General features: G+C 40.7%; 15 protein-coding genes and 1 tRNA gene. 9 read left to right on the forward strand and 7 right to left on the reverse strand.

Annotated features, from left to right (window positions below):
* Positions 1–203 precede the first annotated feature (203 nt).
* The 4 genes from petH to RMX89_RS05200 all read left to right on the forward strand — a co-directional run bounded on the left by petH (position 204) and on the right by RMX89_RS05200 (position 5,420).
* Positions 204–1,550 (forward strand): ferredoxin--NADP reductase, encoded by a 1,347-nt coding sequence (petH, locus tag RMX89_RS05185; RefSeq protein WP_322682608.1) that lies wholly within the window; start codon positions 204–206, stop codon positions 1,548–1,550.
* Between the two features lie 128 nt (positions 1,551–1,678).
* A complete protein-coding gene (locus RMX89_RS05190) occupies positions 1,679–2,965 on the forward strand; it encodes a homoserine dehydrogenase (RefSeq protein ID WP_322688171.1) in 1,287 nt (428 codons plus the stop codon).
* A gap of 510 nt (positions 2,966–3,475) precedes the next feature.
* Positions 3,476–4,177: a P-loop NTPase fold protein gene (locus RMX89_RS05195; RefSeq protein ID WP_322688172.1), complete on the forward strand. Its 702-nt coding sequence runs from the start codon at positions 3,476–3,478 to the stop codon at positions 4,175–4,177.
* Positions 4,125–5,420 (forward strand): hypothetical protein, encoded by a 1,296-nt coding sequence (locus RMX89_RS05200; RefSeq protein ID WP_322688173.1) that lies wholly within the window; start codon positions 4,125–4,127, stop codon positions 5,418–5,420. Before RMX89_RS05195 ends, RMX89_RS05200 begins: the two co-directional genes overlap by 53 nt.
* A 462-nt stretch (positions 5,421–5,882) precedes the next feature.
* Here the strand turns inward: RMX89_RS05200 and RMX89_RS05205 are convergent.
* From RMX89_RS05205 to glcD, 5 genes are all read right to left on the reverse strand, one after another.
* Positions 5,883–5,954: transfer RNA gene (locus tag RMX89_RS05205), tRNA-Lys, on the reverse strand.
* A gap of 62 nt (positions 5,955–6,016) precedes the next feature.
* Entirely contained in the window at positions 6,017–8,266 is a 2,250-nt protein-coding gene (locus RMX89_RS05210; RefSeq protein ID WP_322688174.1) for a GAF domain-containing protein, read from the reverse strand.
* A gap of 347 nt (positions 8,267–8,613) precedes the next feature.
* Complete coding sequence (locus RMX89_RS05215; protein ID WP_322688175.1) at positions 8,614–9,177, reverse strand: hypothetical protein; 564 nt, start codon at positions 9,175–9,177, stop codon at positions 8,614–8,616.
* On the reverse strand, positions 9,177–10,415 hold the full coding sequence (locus RMX89_RS05220) for a glycoside hydrolase family 10 protein (protein ID WP_322688176.1): 1,239 nt from the start codon (positions 10,413–10,415) through the stop codon (positions 9,177–9,179). Before RMX89_RS05220 ends, RMX89_RS05215 begins: the two co-directional genes overlap by 1 nt.
* A 349-nt stretch (positions 10,416–10,764) precedes the next feature.
* Positions 10,765–12,237, reverse strand: a complete 1,473-nt coding sequence (gene glcD / locus RMX89_RS05225) for a glycolate oxidase subunit GlcD (RefSeq protein WP_322688177.1) — start codon at positions 12,235–12,237, stop codon at positions 10,765–10,767.
* A 224-nt stretch (positions 12,238–12,461) separates the two neighbouring features.
* On the opposite strand from glcD, the gene RMX89_RS05230 reads away from it, so the two are divergent.
* The 3 genes from RMX89_RS05230 (at position 12,462) to RMX89_RS05240 (ending at position 14,168) form a co-directional block, all read left to right on the forward strand.
* Entirely contained in the window at positions 12,462–12,698 is a 237-nt protein-coding gene (locus RMX89_RS05230; protein WP_322682585.1) for a DUF2281 domain-containing protein, read from the forward strand.
* Positions 12,695–13,084, forward strand: a complete 390-nt coding sequence (locus RMX89_RS05235) for a type II toxin-antitoxin system VapC family toxin (protein WP_322688178.1) — start codon at positions 12,695–12,697, stop codon at positions 13,082–13,084. Before RMX89_RS05230 ends, RMX89_RS05235 begins: the two co-directional genes overlap by 4 nt.
* Before the next feature lie 337 nt (positions 13,085–13,421).
* The gene (locus RMX89_RS05240) at positions 13,422–14,168 is read left to right on the forward strand and encodes a Uma2 family endonuclease (RefSeq protein WP_322688179.1); all 747 of its coding nucleotides are present in this window, start codon (positions 13,422–13,424) and stop codon (positions 14,166–14,168) included.
* A gap of 46 nt (positions 14,169–14,214) precedes the next feature.
* On the opposite strand, the gene miaA is transcribed toward RMX89_RS05240, so the two are convergent.
* Entirely contained in the window at positions 14,215–15,129 is a 915-nt protein-coding gene (miaA, locus tag RMX89_RS05245; protein ID WP_322688180.1) for a tRNA (adenosine(37)-N6)-dimethylallyltransferase MiaA, read from the reverse strand.
* 366 nt (positions 15,130–15,495) lie between these two features.
* Here miaA and gyrB point away from each other — a divergent pair, with 366 nt between their 5' ends.
* Together gyrB and RMX89_RS05255 are read left to right on the forward strand one after the other, a co-directional pair.
* Positions 15,496–17,433: a DNA topoisomerase (ATP-hydrolyzing) subunit B gene (gene gyrB / locus RMX89_RS05250; RefSeq protein ID WP_322669473.1), complete on the forward strand. Its 1,938-nt coding sequence runs from the start codon at positions 15,496–15,498 to the stop codon at positions 17,431–17,433.
* Positions 17,434–17,791: 358 nt separating this feature from the next.
* Complete coding sequence (locus RMX89_RS05255) at positions 17,792–18,418, forward strand: fasciclin domain-containing protein (protein ID WP_322669474.1); 627 nt, start codon at positions 17,792–17,794, stop codon at positions 18,416–18,418.
* Positions 18,419–18,867: 449 nt separating this feature from the next.
* Here the strand turns inward: RMX89_RS05255 and RMX89_RS05260 are convergent, their stop codons facing one another.
* Complete coding sequence (locus RMX89_RS05260) at positions 18,868–19,050, reverse strand: hypothetical protein (protein ID WP_322669475.1); 183 nt, start codon at positions 19,048–19,050, stop codon at positions 18,868–18,870.
* Positions 19,051–19,172: the final 122 nt, after the last annotated feature.

The raw sequence follows: 19,172 nt of genomic DNA on the forward strand, positions 1-19,172 counted from the left end.
TACCTTAGAAGGTAAACAGGTGTGTTTTTGCTATGCCTGCATGTCTTTGGTGAGTGTACTTAGCAAGGCATTAATTTAATGATGCCGTTTTTCCTTCAGGGCCAGTTTTGTGAAACGAAAATCCGGTAAACTAAAGCTGGCAAGGTAGGGGAATAGTTTTTTTTTGAAAAACGGTTAAGTAAATTATCGGAGTGGTAGAACGAATGTACAATCAAGGTGCTGTTGAGGGTGCTGCCAACACAGAATTAGGTAGCCGCATCTTCCTTTATGAAGTAGTGGGTTTGCGTCAGAGTGAAGAAACCGATCAAACTAACTACCCAATTCGGAAAAGTGGCAGTGTGTTCATCAGAGTGCCTTACAACCGCATGAATCAAGAAATGCGACGTATCACTCGTCTAGGCGGCACAATTGTTAGCATCCAACCCGTAACTGCTCTAGAGCCAGTTAATGGTAAAGCCTCACTTGGAAATGCTAATAGCGTTGTCAGCGAGTTAGCGACATCTGGGGAAAATGCTGACAGTGAAGGGAATGGTAAAGCCACACCTGTAAAAGCTGATAGTGAAACCAAAGGTTTTGCTAAACCACCAGCTGAAGAACAGCTCAAGAACAAGGACAAGAAAGGCAACACCATGACTCAAGCGAAAGCCAAAAAAGACCACGGTGACGTTCCTGTTAACACTTACCGTCCCAATGCTCCGTTCATTGGCAAGGTAGTATCTAATGAACCACTAGTCAAAGAAGGTGGTATTGGTATTGTTCAACACCTGAAATTTGACATTTCCGCCGGGGATTTGAAGTATATAGAAGGTCAAAGTATTGGGATTATTCCACCAGGATTAGACAAGAACGGCAAGCCAGAAAAACTTAGACTCTATTCCATCGCCTCAACTCGTCATGGCGATGATGTGGATGATAAGACAGTATCACTGTGCGTCCGCCAATTAGAATATAAGCACCCGGAAACTAGCGAAACAGTCTACGGTGTTTGCTCCACACACCTGTGTTTCCTCAAGCCAGGGGAAGAGGTAAAAATTACAGGGCCCGTGGGTAAGGAAATGTTGTTACCCGACGATCCTGATGCTAATGTCATCATGATGGCAACTGGAACAGGTATTGCCCCCATGCGAGCTTATCTGTGGCGTCAGTTTAAAGATGCGGAAAGAGCAGCTAACCCAGAATACCAATTTAAAGGATTCTCTTGGCTAATATTTGGTGTGCCGACAACTCCAAACCTTTTATATAAGGAAGAACTGGAAGAAATCGAACAAAAATATCCTGATAACTTCCGCCTCACTCCTGCCATTAGCCGCGAACAAAAAAATCCTCAAGGCGGTAGAATGTACATCCAAGACCGCGTAGCAGAACATGCTGATGAATTGTGGCAGTTGATTAAAAATGAAAAAACCCACACATACATCTGCGGTTTGCGAGGTATGGAAGAAGGTATTGATGCAGCCTTAACTACTGCTGCTGCCAAGGAAGGCGTAACCTGGAGTGATTACCAGAAGCAACTTAAGAAAGCTCATCGCTGGCACGTAGAAACATACTAAATTAGTCATTAGTCATTAGTCATTTGTCATTAGCAAAGGACGAAGGACAAATGACAAAGGAAGCAGGATAATCAGTAGGTAGGGCAAACGCTCTACCTACAATTGTTATTGGTTAAATTGGGTGCAAAATGGGTGTGAAACTAGGAATACTGGGATTAGGCACCGTGGGAACGGGAACAGTGCAGTTGTTGCAAGATAGTGCTGGGCGTCACCCATTGTTGCAAGAGATAGAAATTTATCGGGTGGGAGTCCGATCGCTAGATAAACCCCGTGCAGTAGAATTGTCTACGGAAGTAATAACAACAGATTTAGAATCTATTGTCAACGATCCGGCGGTAGATATAGTTGTCGAGGTGATGGGTGGATTGGAACCGGCGCGATCGCTCATTCTCAAAGCTTTAAGTAATGGTAAGCATGTAGTCACAGCCAATAAAGCAGCGATCGCCCGCTTCGGAGCAGAAATTTTCACAACTGCCAATCAAGCAGGCGTATACGTGATGTTAGAAGCCGCCGTGGGTGGTGGTATTCCAGTGATTCAACCTTTAAAGCAATCTTTAAGTGTTAACCGAATTCATACTGTAACAGGCATCGTTAACGGTACAACAAACTACATCCTGACGCGGATGCAAACAGAAGGCAGCAACTTTAATGATGTCTTAGCTGATGCTCAACGTTTGGGTTATGCTGAGGCTGATCCCACTGCTGATGTGGATGGCTTAGACGCAGCTGATAAAATTGCCATCCTGGCATCATTAGGCTTTAGTGGACGCATCAACTTACAAGATGTTTATACTGAGGGCATTCGGCAAGTGAGCAAAACAGATATTGCCTACGCCGAAAAATTGGGATTTGTGATTAAATTGTTAGCGATCGCTAAACGTGATACTCCCTCATCTTCCCTCTCTGTCAGAGTTCATCCTACCTTAGTGCCTCAAGCCCACCCTTTGGCTAGCATCAACGGCGTTTACAATGCCATTCTTGTCGAAGGAGAACCCATCGGGCAAGTAATGTTTTTTGGCCCCGGTGCTGGTGCTGGTGCAACTGCTAGTGCTGTCACTTCGGATATTTTGAATTTAGTTGCTGTCCTCAAAACTAATACAGCAGTTACAAATCCATTATTAACTTGTGGGCATCAAGAATACTGCCAAATTGCGCCGATGGCAGAATTGATAACTCGATTTTACGCCCGTTTCCTCACCAATGACCAACCCGGAGTTATCGGTAAATTGGGTACTTGCTTTGGCAACTATGGCGTTAGCTTAGAGTCAGTTGTCCAAACTGGCTTTCAAGGGGAACTAGCAGAGATTGTGGTTGTCACCCATGATGTACGCGAAGGCAATTTTAGGCAAGCTTTGGCAGAAATTCAGAATTTATCAGCGATCGAAAGCATTCCCAGCTTACTGCGCGTACTTTGAGATTGGTTGGGAGTCAATATTATTCGGTTAAGGCAAGAGACGCGATGAATCGCCGTCTCTACAATAATCGGTCTTTCGTCTTGACGGCGATTTCTCGCATCTTTGGCGATCGATGATTTTCATCAAAAAACCTTAACCGAACCGTATTGAGTTGGGAGTAAGGCTCGTCAAGTCGGCCTCAAGAAAAACAGTTGAAATGTTGACATCGTTAATCTCGTTGACCATAACTTTAGTGTCGGCTGATACCATCCACAAGCACCAATCTATAAAAGATTCAGCGATAACTGGGCTTTCTCCTTCCAGCTTGTAATAACGACTAAACATAATCTCCATTTCGTCACAAGTAACTTTCTGATGTCCGGTATTGCACTAATTCGTGAACAATTACCCCATTTTGCCGTGAAATGCCTGCCCTGAATGCTTTTCATCGATAGCAAAATGCTTGGTTCAAGCAATATATGCCAATATTGAGGACGAGAGAATGTAAGCTTTAGTAATTTTGTAAGCAAAATGACACAATATAACGCGTCAATCAACAGCAATATCAAAGAGTACTTAAACTTTTACTGTGGCTTACTTTCTGAGCCTGGATTTGCTGTTTTGCTCAAAGGACAATGGGGATCTGGTAAAACATGGTTTATCAAGAAGTACTGCGAAAACCTAACAAACAATGGACATAAATACTTGTACGTTAATCTTAACGGTATGACTAGCTGTTCGGAAATAGAAGAGGCTTTCTTACAACAAGCGATTCCCATTCTATCATCAAAATCTATGGCGCTATTTCGTAACTTTACTACACAAGCCTTAAAAAATGTAGCGAAAATAGATGTTAATGGCGATAAGAAAGATAGGGGAACTTTAAACGCAAGCTTTACAGATGTTAGCCTAGCTAATTATCTTATAAATTTCGATAAAAATATTTTGATCTTTGATGAGCTAGAACGATGCAATATCATCCTTAGCAATGTATTGGGATATATAAACAGTTTTGTTGAACATCAAGACTTAAAAGTAATTATTGTCGCTAATGAAGTGGAATTAGAAAAAATTCCTAATTATAAAGATATTAAAGAAAAGGTGATTGGAATAACTTTGGAAATTGCTCTTGATTTTGAAGGTGCATTAGAAAAGTTTATTACTGGAGTCCAAAGTGCAGATGTCAGACACTTTTTGTCTGACAATACTATTAATCCAAGACTTCTACTGTAAAGCGCAATGCAACAATCTAAGAATTTTAAAGCAAATTGTTTTAGATTTTGAGAGAATTTTTAATGTATTATCAAAACAAGCAAGAAATAAGTCAGAGCTTCTTCAGGATGTTTTAAAAATACTTATAGTTTTTTCAATTGAAATTAGACGGGGAAAAATGTTTCCCAAGGATATCGGCAGTTTACTACAAGAATCTGCAAAAATGTTTGTGAGCAATAGAAATAATATTAGTTATAGACTGGCAAATTCAAGCATAAATGAGGATAGCAGTGAAAAAACTCCGCTTCAGGAAATACTTAAGAAGTATCCTTTCTTAAAAATATATGATCCGTTTCCTAACAAAATATGGTGGGAAACTTTTTTTGATAAAGGTATCTCGGATGCAAAAGAACTGGAACAATCACTTTTAATTAGCCCATATTTCCAGGATGAAAATACTCCTGACTGGGTTAGGCTTTACTACATTAACAAGCTTACTAACAACCAATTTGATTTTTATCTTGAAAAATTTGAATTAGAGTTTGCTAAGACAAATGGAAATAGAACCATTTTTAATATTGGAGTAATTCAACATATTACCGCGCTTTTTTTATATTTTTCTGATGCCAAATTATACAATAAGCCTAAAGAAGAGATTTTAGATAATTCAAAGCGTTACATCGACTACTTAAAAGAGACAAGACCGTTAGATATTATATCTCAATCTAGAGTTTCATGTGAAAACTATGGTAGACTCAGTTTTTACGGAAATAAATCTCAAGAATTTCAATCTTTTTGTGATTACATTAACCAAGTCATAAAATCAGCAATACTTGAAAATCGACCCAATGATGCTCAAGAATTGTTTAACATTATGCAAAAAGATGTAAATGTATTTTGCAGTATGATTCATCCTAGTAATTGGCAAAATCGAGATGGCTTAGAGCCAAATTACTATGAAATCCCCATTTTTAAATATATCAAACCATATGAATTTACAGAAAAATTTCTATCTATGGCTTTTGAAGAACAGCAATATGTCTGCTGGGCAATAACCGAAAGATACGATATTGATAATACCAATGAAAAATTAATTGAAGAATTGAATTGGCTTAAAAAGGTTCAGACTTTATTACTAAAATCTGCTCATACAAAAGGGAAGATTACTGGACATTGTTTAAAATTGCTGATCGAGAGGAATTTGAATGAAGCAATTCAAAAGCTCGAATTAACAATGCATCGATTGCAGCAACAGCAATTGTAAAATAAACCAATCTATGAATGTGACTTTTACCGTCAAGCTCCTATTCCTCAATTGCCATGCGCCACTCCATCTCAACCTAAAGCTGCTTGCCCTCTAAGACTAAATCCATGTCGTAACCGTGAGTCCAAGAGTTTTGTAAGTAGTAAGTCAAAATTCCCTTTTTGTCACTTGCTATATTAAAGGCAAGGCAATACCACCGGAATCGGGAATAAGGTCAAGCGGCCCCTGGCGTGTGAGCCTTCAAATTTATCTAGATAGTTAAACCCTTTTTGTCACATTTTAAGCGTCCAATGGACATGCTCACTGTGTCAACTGGACTGCTAAAAGGCAAGAGGGGTTTTTAGTTAAATTAGTCAAAACTTTAGTGGTCTTTATCCCCGAAAACAAATACTTTCAGACGATGATACTTGCTCAATTTAGGCAAGATTTAGGCAAGGGTAAATTTTGAAGGGCTGGAAGTAGTGGGTGACGAGGGATTTGAACCCGCAACCAATAGATTAAGAGTCTACTGCTCTACCGTTGAGCTAGTCACCCGCACCAATAACCATGATAGCAAACTTCTAACAGATTTGCCAGTGCTATGCCCAAAAAACGAATTAAAAGGGGAATTTGACGGTAAAGGTGGTTTGACCTGCTGCACTCTCTACATAAATTGAGCCGCCTAAATGTCTGACCATTTTCTGCACTAATGCCAATTCCAGCCCCGTGCCGCTATGTTTCCAAGGATCGTGTTTGGAAAGGTGATAAAAAGGTTCAAAAATCCGCGAGAGTTCGTTGCTGGTAAGCTCTATTCCCGAATTGGTAATATTAAGCTCGACTGCATCCCCGATCAACTGAGCAGAGACTGCGATCGCTTCCCCGGCAGGGGTGTACTTGCAGGCATGGTTGAGCAGTTCGGTGACAATCCGCTCCAAATCAGTGATATCTGTCTCCAAAGGCGGCAGCGCCCGATCGACAGTCAGGTTTAACTGCTGTCGCTGGCAAATGGTGAGGTCTCGAAAAGACTCGATAATGGGGTGAAGCCAGCTTTGAAAGTCAATGGCAATCAAGGTTGGGGGATCGGGTTCGGCTTCGAGATATGTAAGTGTGAGTAAGTCGTTAATTAACTTGCTTTCTCGCCCACACTCGTTATGCAGAATCTGCAAGAGTTGCGGCACTATTTCTATCTCTGATATTTCTGCTGGTGTGAGGACACTTTCAAGAGTTTGGACTGCAAGGCTAATGCTGGTTATTGGTGTCCGCAGTTCTTGGGATAAAGTTCTGAGAAATTGGTTTTTGAGCCGATCGCATTTTTCTAGTTCTTTTACCTGTGCCTGGTTTTGTTTGTAAAGCTGGGCTTGACGAATGGCGATCGCACATTCATTTGCTACCTGTTGCATTAGCTCAATTTCAAATTCGTCAAAAGCCTCTTGCGATCGTCTTGTCAGCCAAATATTTCCTAAAATTCCTTGAGGATCGAAAATTGGACAAGCCATCTGGGACATAACTAGCAACTTTGGTTCCCATCCCGGTAAAATTTCCAAAAATTGCAATGGTTGTTTTTGCAACAGCGGCTGATAAACTTCAGGATAATCTGCAATCTGTTTGGTTAATCCTTGACACTGAGGCCAATTAATACTGTATTCGTAAGCAATAGTAACTAGAGTTTGACAGGTACTGTAGAGTTCAATTTGGCAACGCTCAAGGTTTAGTAATTTTGCTAATTCCTGGGTAAGTGTCTGCAATACCTGAGTTTGATCCAGACTGTCGCGGATTTGTTCTGTCATACGTCGCACCAAGGCTTCAAAGTTTCGCACCTGCTGCAACTGACTAATGTGCTTCTGCTTTTGTAACTCCATCTTGGCTTTGAGATCCTGGAGTTGCTGATGAAGTTCTGCCTGTTGGACTGCAATGCCGATTTGAGTTGCCAACTGTTTGAGCAAGTCAGTTTCTGTTTGTTGCCATTGACGCGATTGGTGGCAATGCTGGGCAATCAATAGCCCCCACATATCTTGCTCTTGGAAAATCGGCACGACGAGATTGGCTCTGATCTGCAAAGATGTCAGGAAATCTATATGGCAAGGATGCAAGCCGGCTGCATAAATATCTTCGACAACTTGAATGCAACCTTGTCTGTAGTGTTCTAGATGTTTGCCACTGAAACAGGGATCAGTGATGTTTTTGCCCAATAGGGGATCGCTAGCAGCTACAGTTGATTCGGCAATGATTATTCCACTACCATCAGTCTCGAAGCGATAAATCAACACGCGATCGCAATTCAAAAATTGCCGCAGTTCTTTTGTAGTTTGATGCAGAATTGTCTCTAATTCTACAAATTGGTGAATCCGTCCGGCGATCGCTTCTAGCAGTTGCTCTCGTTCAACCTGGAGTCCAACTACTTGCTCTGCTTGCTTCACAGAGGTAATATTAGTACTAGTACCAATCAATCGATAAACCTTGGAGTTAGCATCCTTTAGTGGGGTGAGAGTCGTACTCCACCAAGTAGGAACTCCCTGGAATTGCAAACATTGTTCGTAAGAAATAGTTGTGCCAAATTGCACGCAGTCCACGTAATGTTGACGCACCTTTGCAGCATCAATAGCAGAGAGAATGTCCTCTGGTTTTTTGCCCCGGAGATCGTCTGAGCGAATCCCTATCCACCGTTCATGAGTGGGATTAAGTGCCACATATCGGAAATCTCCATCCTCCAAAACATCAACTACAAATATTGATGCCTGTACAGAATCGTATATGCTTAGTAGAAACTGTTCGCTACTACTTTTTTCATCTACTTCTGTGCCAAAAAGAATTTGAGGTGGTGATAATTTTGTCAACTCCATAGTTGATTCCACTGGATTTATATTCATGCGAGAGTCCCACTCTTGTATTACTGACTCTTCTAGGCGCTCTCTTGTCGTTAAGCTTGTAGTAGATGCACTTTAGCGCCTATAACAAAGTATTGTCAGCCGTTGCTCATCGAAATTTTGATCTTTCTCTACTTCTTGTCAGAAATCTAGGAAAGCTAATAGGAGTCAGCTTAACAAAATCCTGCTTTTTGAAGCTGAAAATACATTTGCAGGTGAGGGCAAATTTACTGCAATTTATTTTTAACAGTTTTTTAAGATTGTTGCATATATCTAAGTGCAAACCTAAATATATATCAATTAAGTTTATAATTCTTAATAAAAATGCGATTAATTGCGTCTGTGGCAACTTACAATCGCAATTTATGAGCATTGATTCCTGTGAGGATACCAACTAGCAGCCAAGTGATGCCTAAGCCGATGACTTCGCCTAAAAATAACTGACTTAAGTAGCGCCAGATGATCCCCACAGCAGAACCCACAGGGACAGCAACCGCCCAACTTGCCGCAGAGACAAATATCCATCGCCAAGCTACAGGCTGGGGAATTGCTAACCATTGTGCCAATCCAATCCCCAAGCCGCCAAGGGCACCATAAACCGCCCCTGACAAGATTCTCACGGGAAGAATCTGAGTGCTAGGTACAATCCAACCCACCGCACCAATACCGATCGCAGTGATAATACTCCAACCCAAAAGACTTGACAAAATCCACCTGATACAAAATATAGGTTGTTTGAGAAGACAACCTTGAGGAAGTGCGATCGCAAATCCGCCAATAGCCGCCTCTACCACCCCAATATCTGGCTTTTCGCCGACTTCAATAAAGAGTAAACTCAATAAAAATCCGCCAAAAGTAGCTAAAGTCCACAGCAAGGTAAAGCCAAATCTAGTATTATTAGGCGCGAATGGCATCAAAGTTTCTTTGTTTGTAATAGTCTGACAGTTTTTGCATTAAACATCTCAAAAAAACCTTTGCGTCGCTGTTGGGGTGATTCCGGTACGATGTAACCCCACAGACTCTCCCAGTAGAAAAAGGAGATACCATCAAAATTGCGATCGCGCACTACCTGAACCTGTTCTCTAACTTGTGCCATTTTCACCGGATTACCTACTGTTCCTGTTGATATCCCAATACCTACAGGAATTAGACTTTGAGCCAATTTTATAGATGGAAGTTCTAGTTGAGCGATAAAAGACTTTTTATCATTTCGATACACCTGCAAAATCAACTCATGAACTAAACCTTTTTTTACCCAATTTTCCCAATCTTGCAAATAGTATTTATAAGCAAAAGCTTGATAATTGGGAGACAGAGATATTTTTATTTTAGGCTTAACTGCTTTGACAGCTTGATAGATTTCAGCCATGAAATCGGTAATTTTATCTGCCCGCCACCGCATCCATTCTGGGTTAAAAGGGTCGGTAGGGGGACTTTTGCCTTGATGTTCTTGCTGGTAGAGTTCTATAGTGAAGCGATCGTAGCCGAACTGTACAGGCATCCCAAAATGGTCATCAAGTTGAATACCATCCACATCATAATCCCTGACTACTTCTAAAATTAACCCTTGGATAAACTCTTGTACTTGTGGATGTAAGGGGTTTAGCCAAGCCTGTTTAGTTATTAAAAGATTGTCGATTTCTTCTGGTGGAGCATCTTGAATAGAGTTTATACCTTCTTGCCCAATTGTCAACCAGTCAGGATAACGCCTTGCTAATTGTGAGTAATGCGGCGTCATGAACCCGTATTCAAACCAGGGAATGACTCTCAAATCTTTATTTTTGGCAAGTGTGATTATTTTTGCTAAAACATCCTGTCCACCGTGCATAAAGTTAAGCAAAGGTTGAGTTTCTGATCCTGTAGTTATTTTAGCTACAGTACTTTTATAAAAAGTATGTCCTCGGTTCCAAACTACAGGATAAATCGTATTAAAGTTGAGAGTCGATAACTGATTTATGGCACGGTTAATACCCCAAGGGACAAATAGTACACCACTAGCAACATTAGTCAGCCAAACGCCGCGAATTTCTGTAGTTAAAGGACTGGTTTTTTGGGAATAAACTGGCAGTGAAGAGGGTAAAAAAACTGTTAAAGTGACTACTAATCCCAAACACAGCAAGTAAGCAACATAACGGCGAGCAACCCGATTCATTTGTAAGCGTGACCTAGTGCGATCGGAATATATATAACTACAAAATAAAGTTGTAATCCTCCGGATGATGTAAAGAAATGATGATTCAGAATTCAGAAGTCAGAACTCAGGAGTCAGAATATTTGAAATAATACGGAGCCAGTTTTGGTTAAGAATATACTTGACGATACCAAAACCTAATAAATTCTAAATCCAAACTCCTTAACTCCTAACTCAATACAATTCAAAGCGCTACTTGTACAAAATCGTGGGTTTTTGAGATGCGATAAATCGCCGTCTCTACAAGTGTTTTGGTTTTATCCTGTATTGACTCCTGACTCCTGAATTTTGATTCCTGAATTCTTTCTTCTTAAAATCTTTCTACACCTTCAAATCGCTTGAGTGCTGATGTATTTGCTGCTTCACCACAAGTCCGTGGTGTGGGGAATATCTTTTCAGGATTTGCTAACCCTTTAGGATTAAAAACTTGCCGCACCCATTGCATAGTTTCTAAATCAACTTGGCTAAACATCTGTGGCATATAGCACTTTTTCTCTTCACCGATGCCATGTTCGCCAGAAATACTACCACCGACTTGGACGCAAAGTTTGAGAATTTTTCCACCCATTTCTTCTACTTGCTCTAATGCACCAGACACAGAATTATCATAAAGAATTAGCGGATGAAGATTGCCATCGCCAGCATGAAACACATTAGCAACACGATAACCGTATTGTTTACTTAACGCCTCAATTTCATGTAAAACATAAGGTAACTGAGTCCGGGGAATTACACCATCTTGCACATAATAATCTGGGCTTAAATGTCCAGCCGCAGCAAAAGCAGCTTTGCGTCCTTTCCATAATTTCAAACGAGTTTCTGGGTCAGTAGCAGAAGTGACATTCCGCGCCCCATTCTTTTTACAGATTTCGGTAACTCGCTGCTTATTCCCTGCGACTTCCACTTCTAAACCGTCAATTTCTATTAGCAAAATCGCAGTAGCATCGCGGGGATAACAATTCGTTGCGACAACATCTTCAACTGCATTGATGCTGAAGTTGTCCATCATTTCCATACCGCCAGGAATAATGCCGGCGCTGATGATGTCAGAAACAGTTGCCCCGGCAGCTTCAATACTAGTAAAATCTGCCAACAGCACACAAATTGATTCTGCACTTTTGAGAATTCGCAACGTAATTTCTGTGGCAATTCCTAATGTACCTTCAGAACCAACAAAAACACCTGTTAAATCATAACCAGGCATTTCTGGAATTTGTCCACCTATATCGATAATTTCCCCTTCTGGCGTGACAATTTTTAATCCTAAAACGTGGTTAGTAGTAACGCCGTATTTAAGACAATGTACGCCACCAGAATTTTCGGCAATGTTGCCCCCAATAGAGCAGATAATTTGACTAGAAGGGTCAGGAGCATAGTAAAATCCAGCACCACTAACAGCTTGTGTTACCCAACTATTAATCACCCCTGGTTGTACAACAGTCCGTTGATTTTCTAAATCAATGCTGAGGATTTGCCGCATTAAGGAAGTAACAATTAAAACAGAATCTTCTAATGGTAAAGCGCCGCCAGATAGACCAGTACCAGAGCCACGTGCGATGAAGGGTATAGAATATTGATTGCATATCTTCACAACTTGGGCAACTTGTTCTGTAGTTCTGGGTAACACCACCACAGCCGGACGTTGGCGATAGCCAGTTAAACCATCACATTCATAAGTAATGAGTTCTTCGCGGCGTTGCACCACACCATTTTTGCCAAGGACAACCTCGAATGCTTTGAGAATGGGTTTCCAGTTGCGTTGTTTTTTATCTTGGGTAAGCATAGTTTTTTAAAGTTCAAGGTAGATGTTGCAGGCTGGTTAGTATAGCTGTAATTACTATTGTTGCAAGAATAGCAGTCAAAAGTGAGTAAAAGCGATCGCATAATTTGAGTACGGAAGGTGCCATGTCTCTTAAGGAATGCATTGAATGATGGTAGAATTTAGATATTCTGTTAATTGTGGAGCTACAGTAACATAGAGTCAGACATTTAACAGGAAAGTGTGAAATGACTTACCAAGTTTTAGATTCCACCTCAAAATTAATTGCAAAGGTGCAAACCCTAGCACCCGAACAGCAACAACAGGTGTTAGATTTTGTTGACTTTTTAGCACAAAAATATGCTCAACCCCAACAACCACCACAGAAACGGGTACTAGGTTTAAACCAAGGTAAGATTTGGATAAGTGATGATTTTAATGATCCTTTACCTGATGAATTTTGGTTAGGTGAAAGTAAGGGATGAAACTGTTATTAGACACTCATGTAATTATTTGGTCAGCAGGAAATCCAGAAAAACTATCTGAAAGAGTTAAAAACTTATTAATAGATACTAACAATTTTTGGGTAGTTAGCATAGCTACTGTTTGGGAATTACAAATAAAATCTCAGCTTGGTAAGCTAAATTTAAGCTCGTCGCTTCCTAATTTTATCGAAACTCAACAGCGAGTGAATAATTTACAAATATTACCTATTGAATTGACTCATATCTATGCTTTAGAAGCTTTACTAAGCCATCACCGCGACCCTTTTGACCGAATTTTAATTGCTCAGGCAATAGTTGAAAAGATGCCTTTGTTAAGTATAGATACAGTCTTTGATGCATATCCAGTTCAAAGGTTATGGGAGTAAAAACACAGATTCTATAGGCTGAGATTGCGATTGCATTTGATTAAAAGTAAGTGCGGTCGCATGATTTAACTATAGATACAATATGGGTTCTCCATTTTATTCAAGAACACCAATTTGTCTGCCTTATTTATCTCTCCAATATCCTTTGACTTCAGTCCCATCCTTACGACGATAACCTTCGACATATATTTTGCCATGAAAGTTATTTAATGTCTTACTAAACAAACAAGTACGGCAAGGAAACCTCTATATTGCCACAACCTCTATCTTTCATTAATCAACTAACCTAAAAAATCAATTAACCTAGAAATAACGCTCTCAAATACTGGATAAAATCATGGTTCAGCAAGTTTTAATCAATGATGATGATTACTATGTGCCAGATGCCAACCAGCTAGTCACTGAAGATGAAACTTTAGATAATTTTGCTACTTCCAAACAGAAACGCCTTTTAATTAGTTCTCTTTACAGTTCTTTACAGCAGCAAAGTTTTTTAGCAGCAGCTAATGTCGGTATTTACCATACAGATGAACAACCCGCAATTGTACCCGACGTTTTTCTTAGCTTTGATGTGCAATTATATCAAGATTGGTGGGAAAAACAAAATCGCTGTTATATGGTTTGGCGTTTTGGCAAACCTCCAGAAGTCGTGATTGAAATTGTCTCTAATAAAGAAGGTGATGAACTTGGGAAAAAGCTGAAAATTTATGAACAAATGCGGGCTAGCTACTACATCGTATATGACCAAAATCAGCAATTAGGAGAAAAAATCCTGCGTGTTTATGAACTTAGAGGAAGGCGCTACTTTGAAACTTCAGAAAATTGGTTAGAACAAGTTGGTTTAGGTGTAACTTTGTGGGAAGGAAAATTTGAAGATAGACAAAATGCTTGGTTACGCTGGTGCTACCAAGATGGTAATGTTTTATCGACTGGAGATGAACGCGCCGAACAGGAACGACAACGTGCCGAAGAGGAACGACAACGCGCCGAACAGGAACGACAACGTGCCGAACAAGCAGAACAACGCACCCAATTGCTAGCAGATAGGCTACGGGCTATGGGCGTAGATCCTGATAATCTGTAGAACACTTACTGTAAAGGCGCAAAGTTTTTTGCGTCTTTGCATAAGTTTATAATTCGCGCAAGTTAGTGAGAATTATAAACTCATTTATTCGATGCCAAACCTTCTCTAATAAATCAGGATCATCTGAATCAAACCATTCAATTTTTGGATAGGCTCGAAACCAAGTACGTTGTCGCTTGGCAAATTGTCGGGTATGCAAAATTGTTAATTCTTTCGCTTCATCTAAGGAAATATCCCCAGCTAAATACTGCTTAATTTCTTGATAACCCAAAGTATTTAATAAAGACAAATCAGCGCCATATTTTTGACAAAGATACTCCACTTCAGCGACCAAACCATTTGCTATCATTTGCTCAGTACGCTGTTGAATACGAGCAAGCAACTTTTCAACATCGCAATCTAAACCAATTTGCAAAATCGGATAATTGGGCGGATTCTCCCCTTGCTGTTCTGAAATCGGATATCCAGTAACATAATATACTTCTAATGCTCTTAAAGTCCGCACTGAATCATTGCCATGAATTTTTTGTGCTGCAACTGGGTCAACTTGTTGTAACATCGCGTAGAGTTGTTTTTGACCCAGAGATTCAAGCTGCGATCGCAATTCAATTTGTGGTGCAACTCTAGGAATTTTCATCCCTTGGACAATCGAACGTATATATAAACCAGTGCCACCAACTAGGAACAATGGTGTAACACCAACAGAAGCAATTAAAGCTTGTGCTTGCTGCTGATAGTCTGATACTGTCATCATATCTGCTGGATTGCAGATATCTATTAAATAGTGCGGCACCAATTTTTGTTCAGCTACAGTTGGTTTAGCTGTCCCAATATCAAACTCACGGTAAACTTGACGAGAATCAGCACTCAGAATTACAGAACCCAGACGCATCGCCAAAGCCAAGGCTAAACTCGATTTACCTGTTGCCGTCGCTCCACAAATCACAATTAATTTAGTCATTTGTCATTTGTCATTTGTCATTTGTTATGGGGCATTGGGCATTGGGCATTGGGTATTGGGCATTGGAAAGAGGACTTGGAGACAAGGAGAATTGGGGACAAGGGGAAAGACTTGTTGTAAGTTCTAAACTTTTGTCACCTTGTCACCTTGTCCCCTTGCTTCCCCTGCTTACCCTGCTCCCCCAGCCCCTCTGCCCCCCAGCCCCTCTGCCTCCCTTGCCCTCTTCCACGGTACTGCAACCCCAGTATAAACTTCTCTTGAAAATGCCCTACAGACGCCAGCAAGGCTTTTGTGTTACAATTTTGGAGTGTTTTTACTTTTATTTGCCTTTCGGCGATTTTAAACCCACGCATCAGGAGAGTTTACATGACGAGCAGTTACAGTGCCGATCAGATTCAAGTTCTGGAAGGTCTGGAAGCCGTCCGCAAAAGACCAGGAATGTACATCGGTACCACTGGGCCGCGAGGACTCCACCATTTAGTTTACGAGGTGGTGGACAATTCAATCGATGAGGCTTTGGCGGGTCATTGCACTCATATAGAAGTGGATATCAACGCTGATGGTTCGGTGACTGTAACAGATGATGGTCGCGGTATTCCCGTAGATACTCACTCGCGTACCGGGAAATCGGCTTTGGAAACCGTAATGACGGTACTGCACGCTGGTGGTAAGTTTGGCGGTGGTGGTTACAAAGTTTCGGGAGGATTGCACGGGGTTGGTATTTCTGTTGTTAATGCCTTATCTGAAGTTGTAGAAGTTACGGTTTGGCGAGATAAAAAGGTTCATCTTCAGCGCTATGAACGTGGTGTCCCAGTTAGTGAACTGCAAGTCAAGCCTTACAAAGAAGCTAGAACTGGAACTTCTGTTACTTTTAAGCCGGATGTCCAAATATTCACTACTAGCATTGAGTTTGATTACATCACTTTATCAGGTCGCCTACGGGAATTGGCGTATCTGAATGCAGGTGTCAAAATTACTTTTACTGACCACCGTTTAGAACTACTAAAAAGCGATACAGCTAAGGTAGAAACCTACGAGTACAAGGGTGGGATCAAAGAGTACATTGCGTACATGAACCGCGAGAAGCAACCGCTGCATGAAGAAATTATCTATGTGCAGGGGGAACGGAACAATGTACAAGTGGAAGTTTCTTTGCAGTGGTGTACTGATGCTTACACGGATAATGTACTAGGTTTTGCTAACAATATTCGCACGGTGGATGGTGGTACGCACTTAGAAGGGTTAAAAGCAGTTCTGACTCGGACATTAAATGCGATCGCCCGCAAGCGCAATAAAATTAAAGAGAATGAACCTAACCTCAGTGGCGAACACGTCCGCGAAGGTTTGACTGCGGTAATTTCCGTGAAAGTCCCCGATCCCGAATTTGAAGGACAAACTAAGACTAAACTCGGTAACACCGAAGTTCGCGGTATTGTGGATTCCTTGGTGGGAGAAGTCCTCACTGAGTACCTAGAATTTCACCCCAGTGTTGCTGATTCAATTTTAGATAAAGCTATCCAAGCTTTCAAAGCCGCAGAAGCCGCGCGTCATGCACGGGAATTAGTCAGACGCAAATCTGTACTGGAATCTTCACCATTACCCGGTAAATTGGCAGATTGTAGTTCTCGTGACCCTGGCGAATCCGAGATATTCATCGTAGAAGGGGACTCAGCCGGCGGGAGTGCCAAACAAGGACGCGATCGCCGCACTCAAGCTATCTTGCCTCTACGTGGTAAAATTCTCAACATTGAAAAAACCGACGACGCTAAAATTTATAAAAATAACGAAGTTCAAGCGTTAATTACAGCCCTCGGTTTAGGTGTCAAAGGTGATGAATTCGATTCCACCCAACTGCGCTATCACCGGATAGTCATCATGACTGATGCTGACGTAGATGGAGCGCACATTCGGACTTTGTTGTTAACATTCTTCTATCGATATCAGCGATCGCTCATCGAACAAGGCTTTATTTATATTGCTTGTCCCCCACTGTATAAAGTAGAACGTGGACGTAATCATGAGTACTGCTATAGCGATCGCGAAAAAAATCAAGCGATCGCCAAATTTCCGGCTAACGCCAACTATACCATCCAACGCTTCAAAGGTTTGGGTGAAATGATGCCACAACAACTCTGGGACACCACCATGAACCCAGAAACTCGTAAAATGAAGCAAGTCGAAATTGAGGATGCCGCCGAAGCCGATCGCATCTTCACAATTTTAATGGGCGATCGAGTCGCACCCAGACGAGAATTCATCGAAACCTATGGCTCTAAACTCAACTTCACCGATCTAGATATCTAAGTACCAGCAGTCCGAAATCATTTGTAAAAAACAAGATCCCCGATTTCTCAAATAAATCGGGGATCTTTAGCTTTCAAGTATTGCTTGACATTACTGCAACACAGCGCAAGGGACGTAGGAGAGGGACTGGGGGAGAGATCAAAATAGCACTCGTCGAACTCACGTATTTTAGTAAAGACTTGATATCCAAAATTTTATAAAAACTACCTCTTTTGGTTGATGACAAATTATGTATTTTAGAAAAAATTCGGATTAATATTTTTCCCACTACAAATTATGTCGTTAGATGAGTGACTATATTCACAAATTCATTAACTATTGTTAATAATTCCTTATTAACTGGATTCTACACAAAGCTATGAAAGTGAGCAAAAGCATAGTAGGAACATTGTTCAATATTATTGGCATCGGTAGCTTAGTTGCTCTGTCTGCCTGCGCTCAACCTGTTGTAGAAACTCCTACAGCAACTGTCCCTTCAACAACTGTCTTGCCCGTCACGCCAACTCCTACTCCTACTATTGCCACCCAAAATTTAGCAGAATTGGCAAAGTCAGCAGCTAGTCAAGGACAGTTTAAAACTCTTATCCAAGCAGTGCAAGCTGCCGGATTAACTGAACAATTGGCGACACCAGGCCCTTATACAGTATTTGCACCTACTGACGCTGCTTTCTCTGCTTTACCAAAAGCTACTCTAGACCAACTCTTACAACCAGCAAACAAACAACAATTAGTCAAGCTTCTGTCCTACCACCTCATACCTGGAGGAATTACCTCGCAGCAATTGACATCTGGAGAAGTTAAAACAGTTGAGGGTAGTCCGGTTAAAATCGCAGTCGATCGTGCCAGCAACTCAATCACAGTCAACAACGCTAAGGTGACTCAGCCAGACATCCCAGCTAGCAACGGCATCGTTCATGTAGTCGATCGGGTACTTGTGCCACCTAATTTTCCTGCAAGTCTAAACACCACCCCAACACCACGCTAATTCTGCAAAGTTCATAGTCTCCAGTTTTCAACTTTGAAAGCCATTGTGATTTTGAATTAATCTCTAATAATCAATAAAAAAAATTAAGTTGACTTGTCATACAAGTAATAGGCTTTACTACAAAAACTACATAAATTTCATTTTTTCGCTTGCAAATTCATATAATTTACCAATTGTCAATATTGTCAAAACAATCAATGCTCAATTGTTAGCAAAACTACCAACTTTATTGGAAAGTTAGTCCAGATAATACTCTTTGCTCTGACTCGCTGATTAATTTGAACCACTAGCTAGAAACACATTTGTTATGCTTTAAGGAAATAACTAAATATCATCTATCCAACAGCAATTAATAAGTATTTTGAGGATTTCTCATTATCAGATGACAAAAAATTACCGAAATAAAAGTATTGAAATTTACAATTAATTTACGTAAAAAGTCCTTGTAACTAAATCATCAGGTAATCTGCTGGGTTCTCTGTGTTCGAGGTAATAGCTGTTGAAAGTACACACCAGAAGGCTGAAAACTTGTTAATATCTTCATGTAGTGCTGTGGCGATCGCGATCGTCTTGTATGTATCTAATGTACTTTTGCCTAAGAGTAAGACAAGATTGGCAAGTTCGCAGGACAAATTGTTTTTGAATTGATTAAAATATCCTTGTATACAATAAAAAAAGTTTGTCAAGTTTCATAGGGCTGAAATCACCACAGTGCGCTAACGTGTGAATAAGACCAAATTAGTAAACCTAAATC

It is taken from the genome of Nostoc sp. DedSLP04, from assembly GCF_034530775.1.
In the GTDB taxonomy this organism is placed as follows: Bacteria; Cyanobacteriota; Cyanobacteriia; order Cyanobacteriales; family Nostocaceae; genus Nostoc.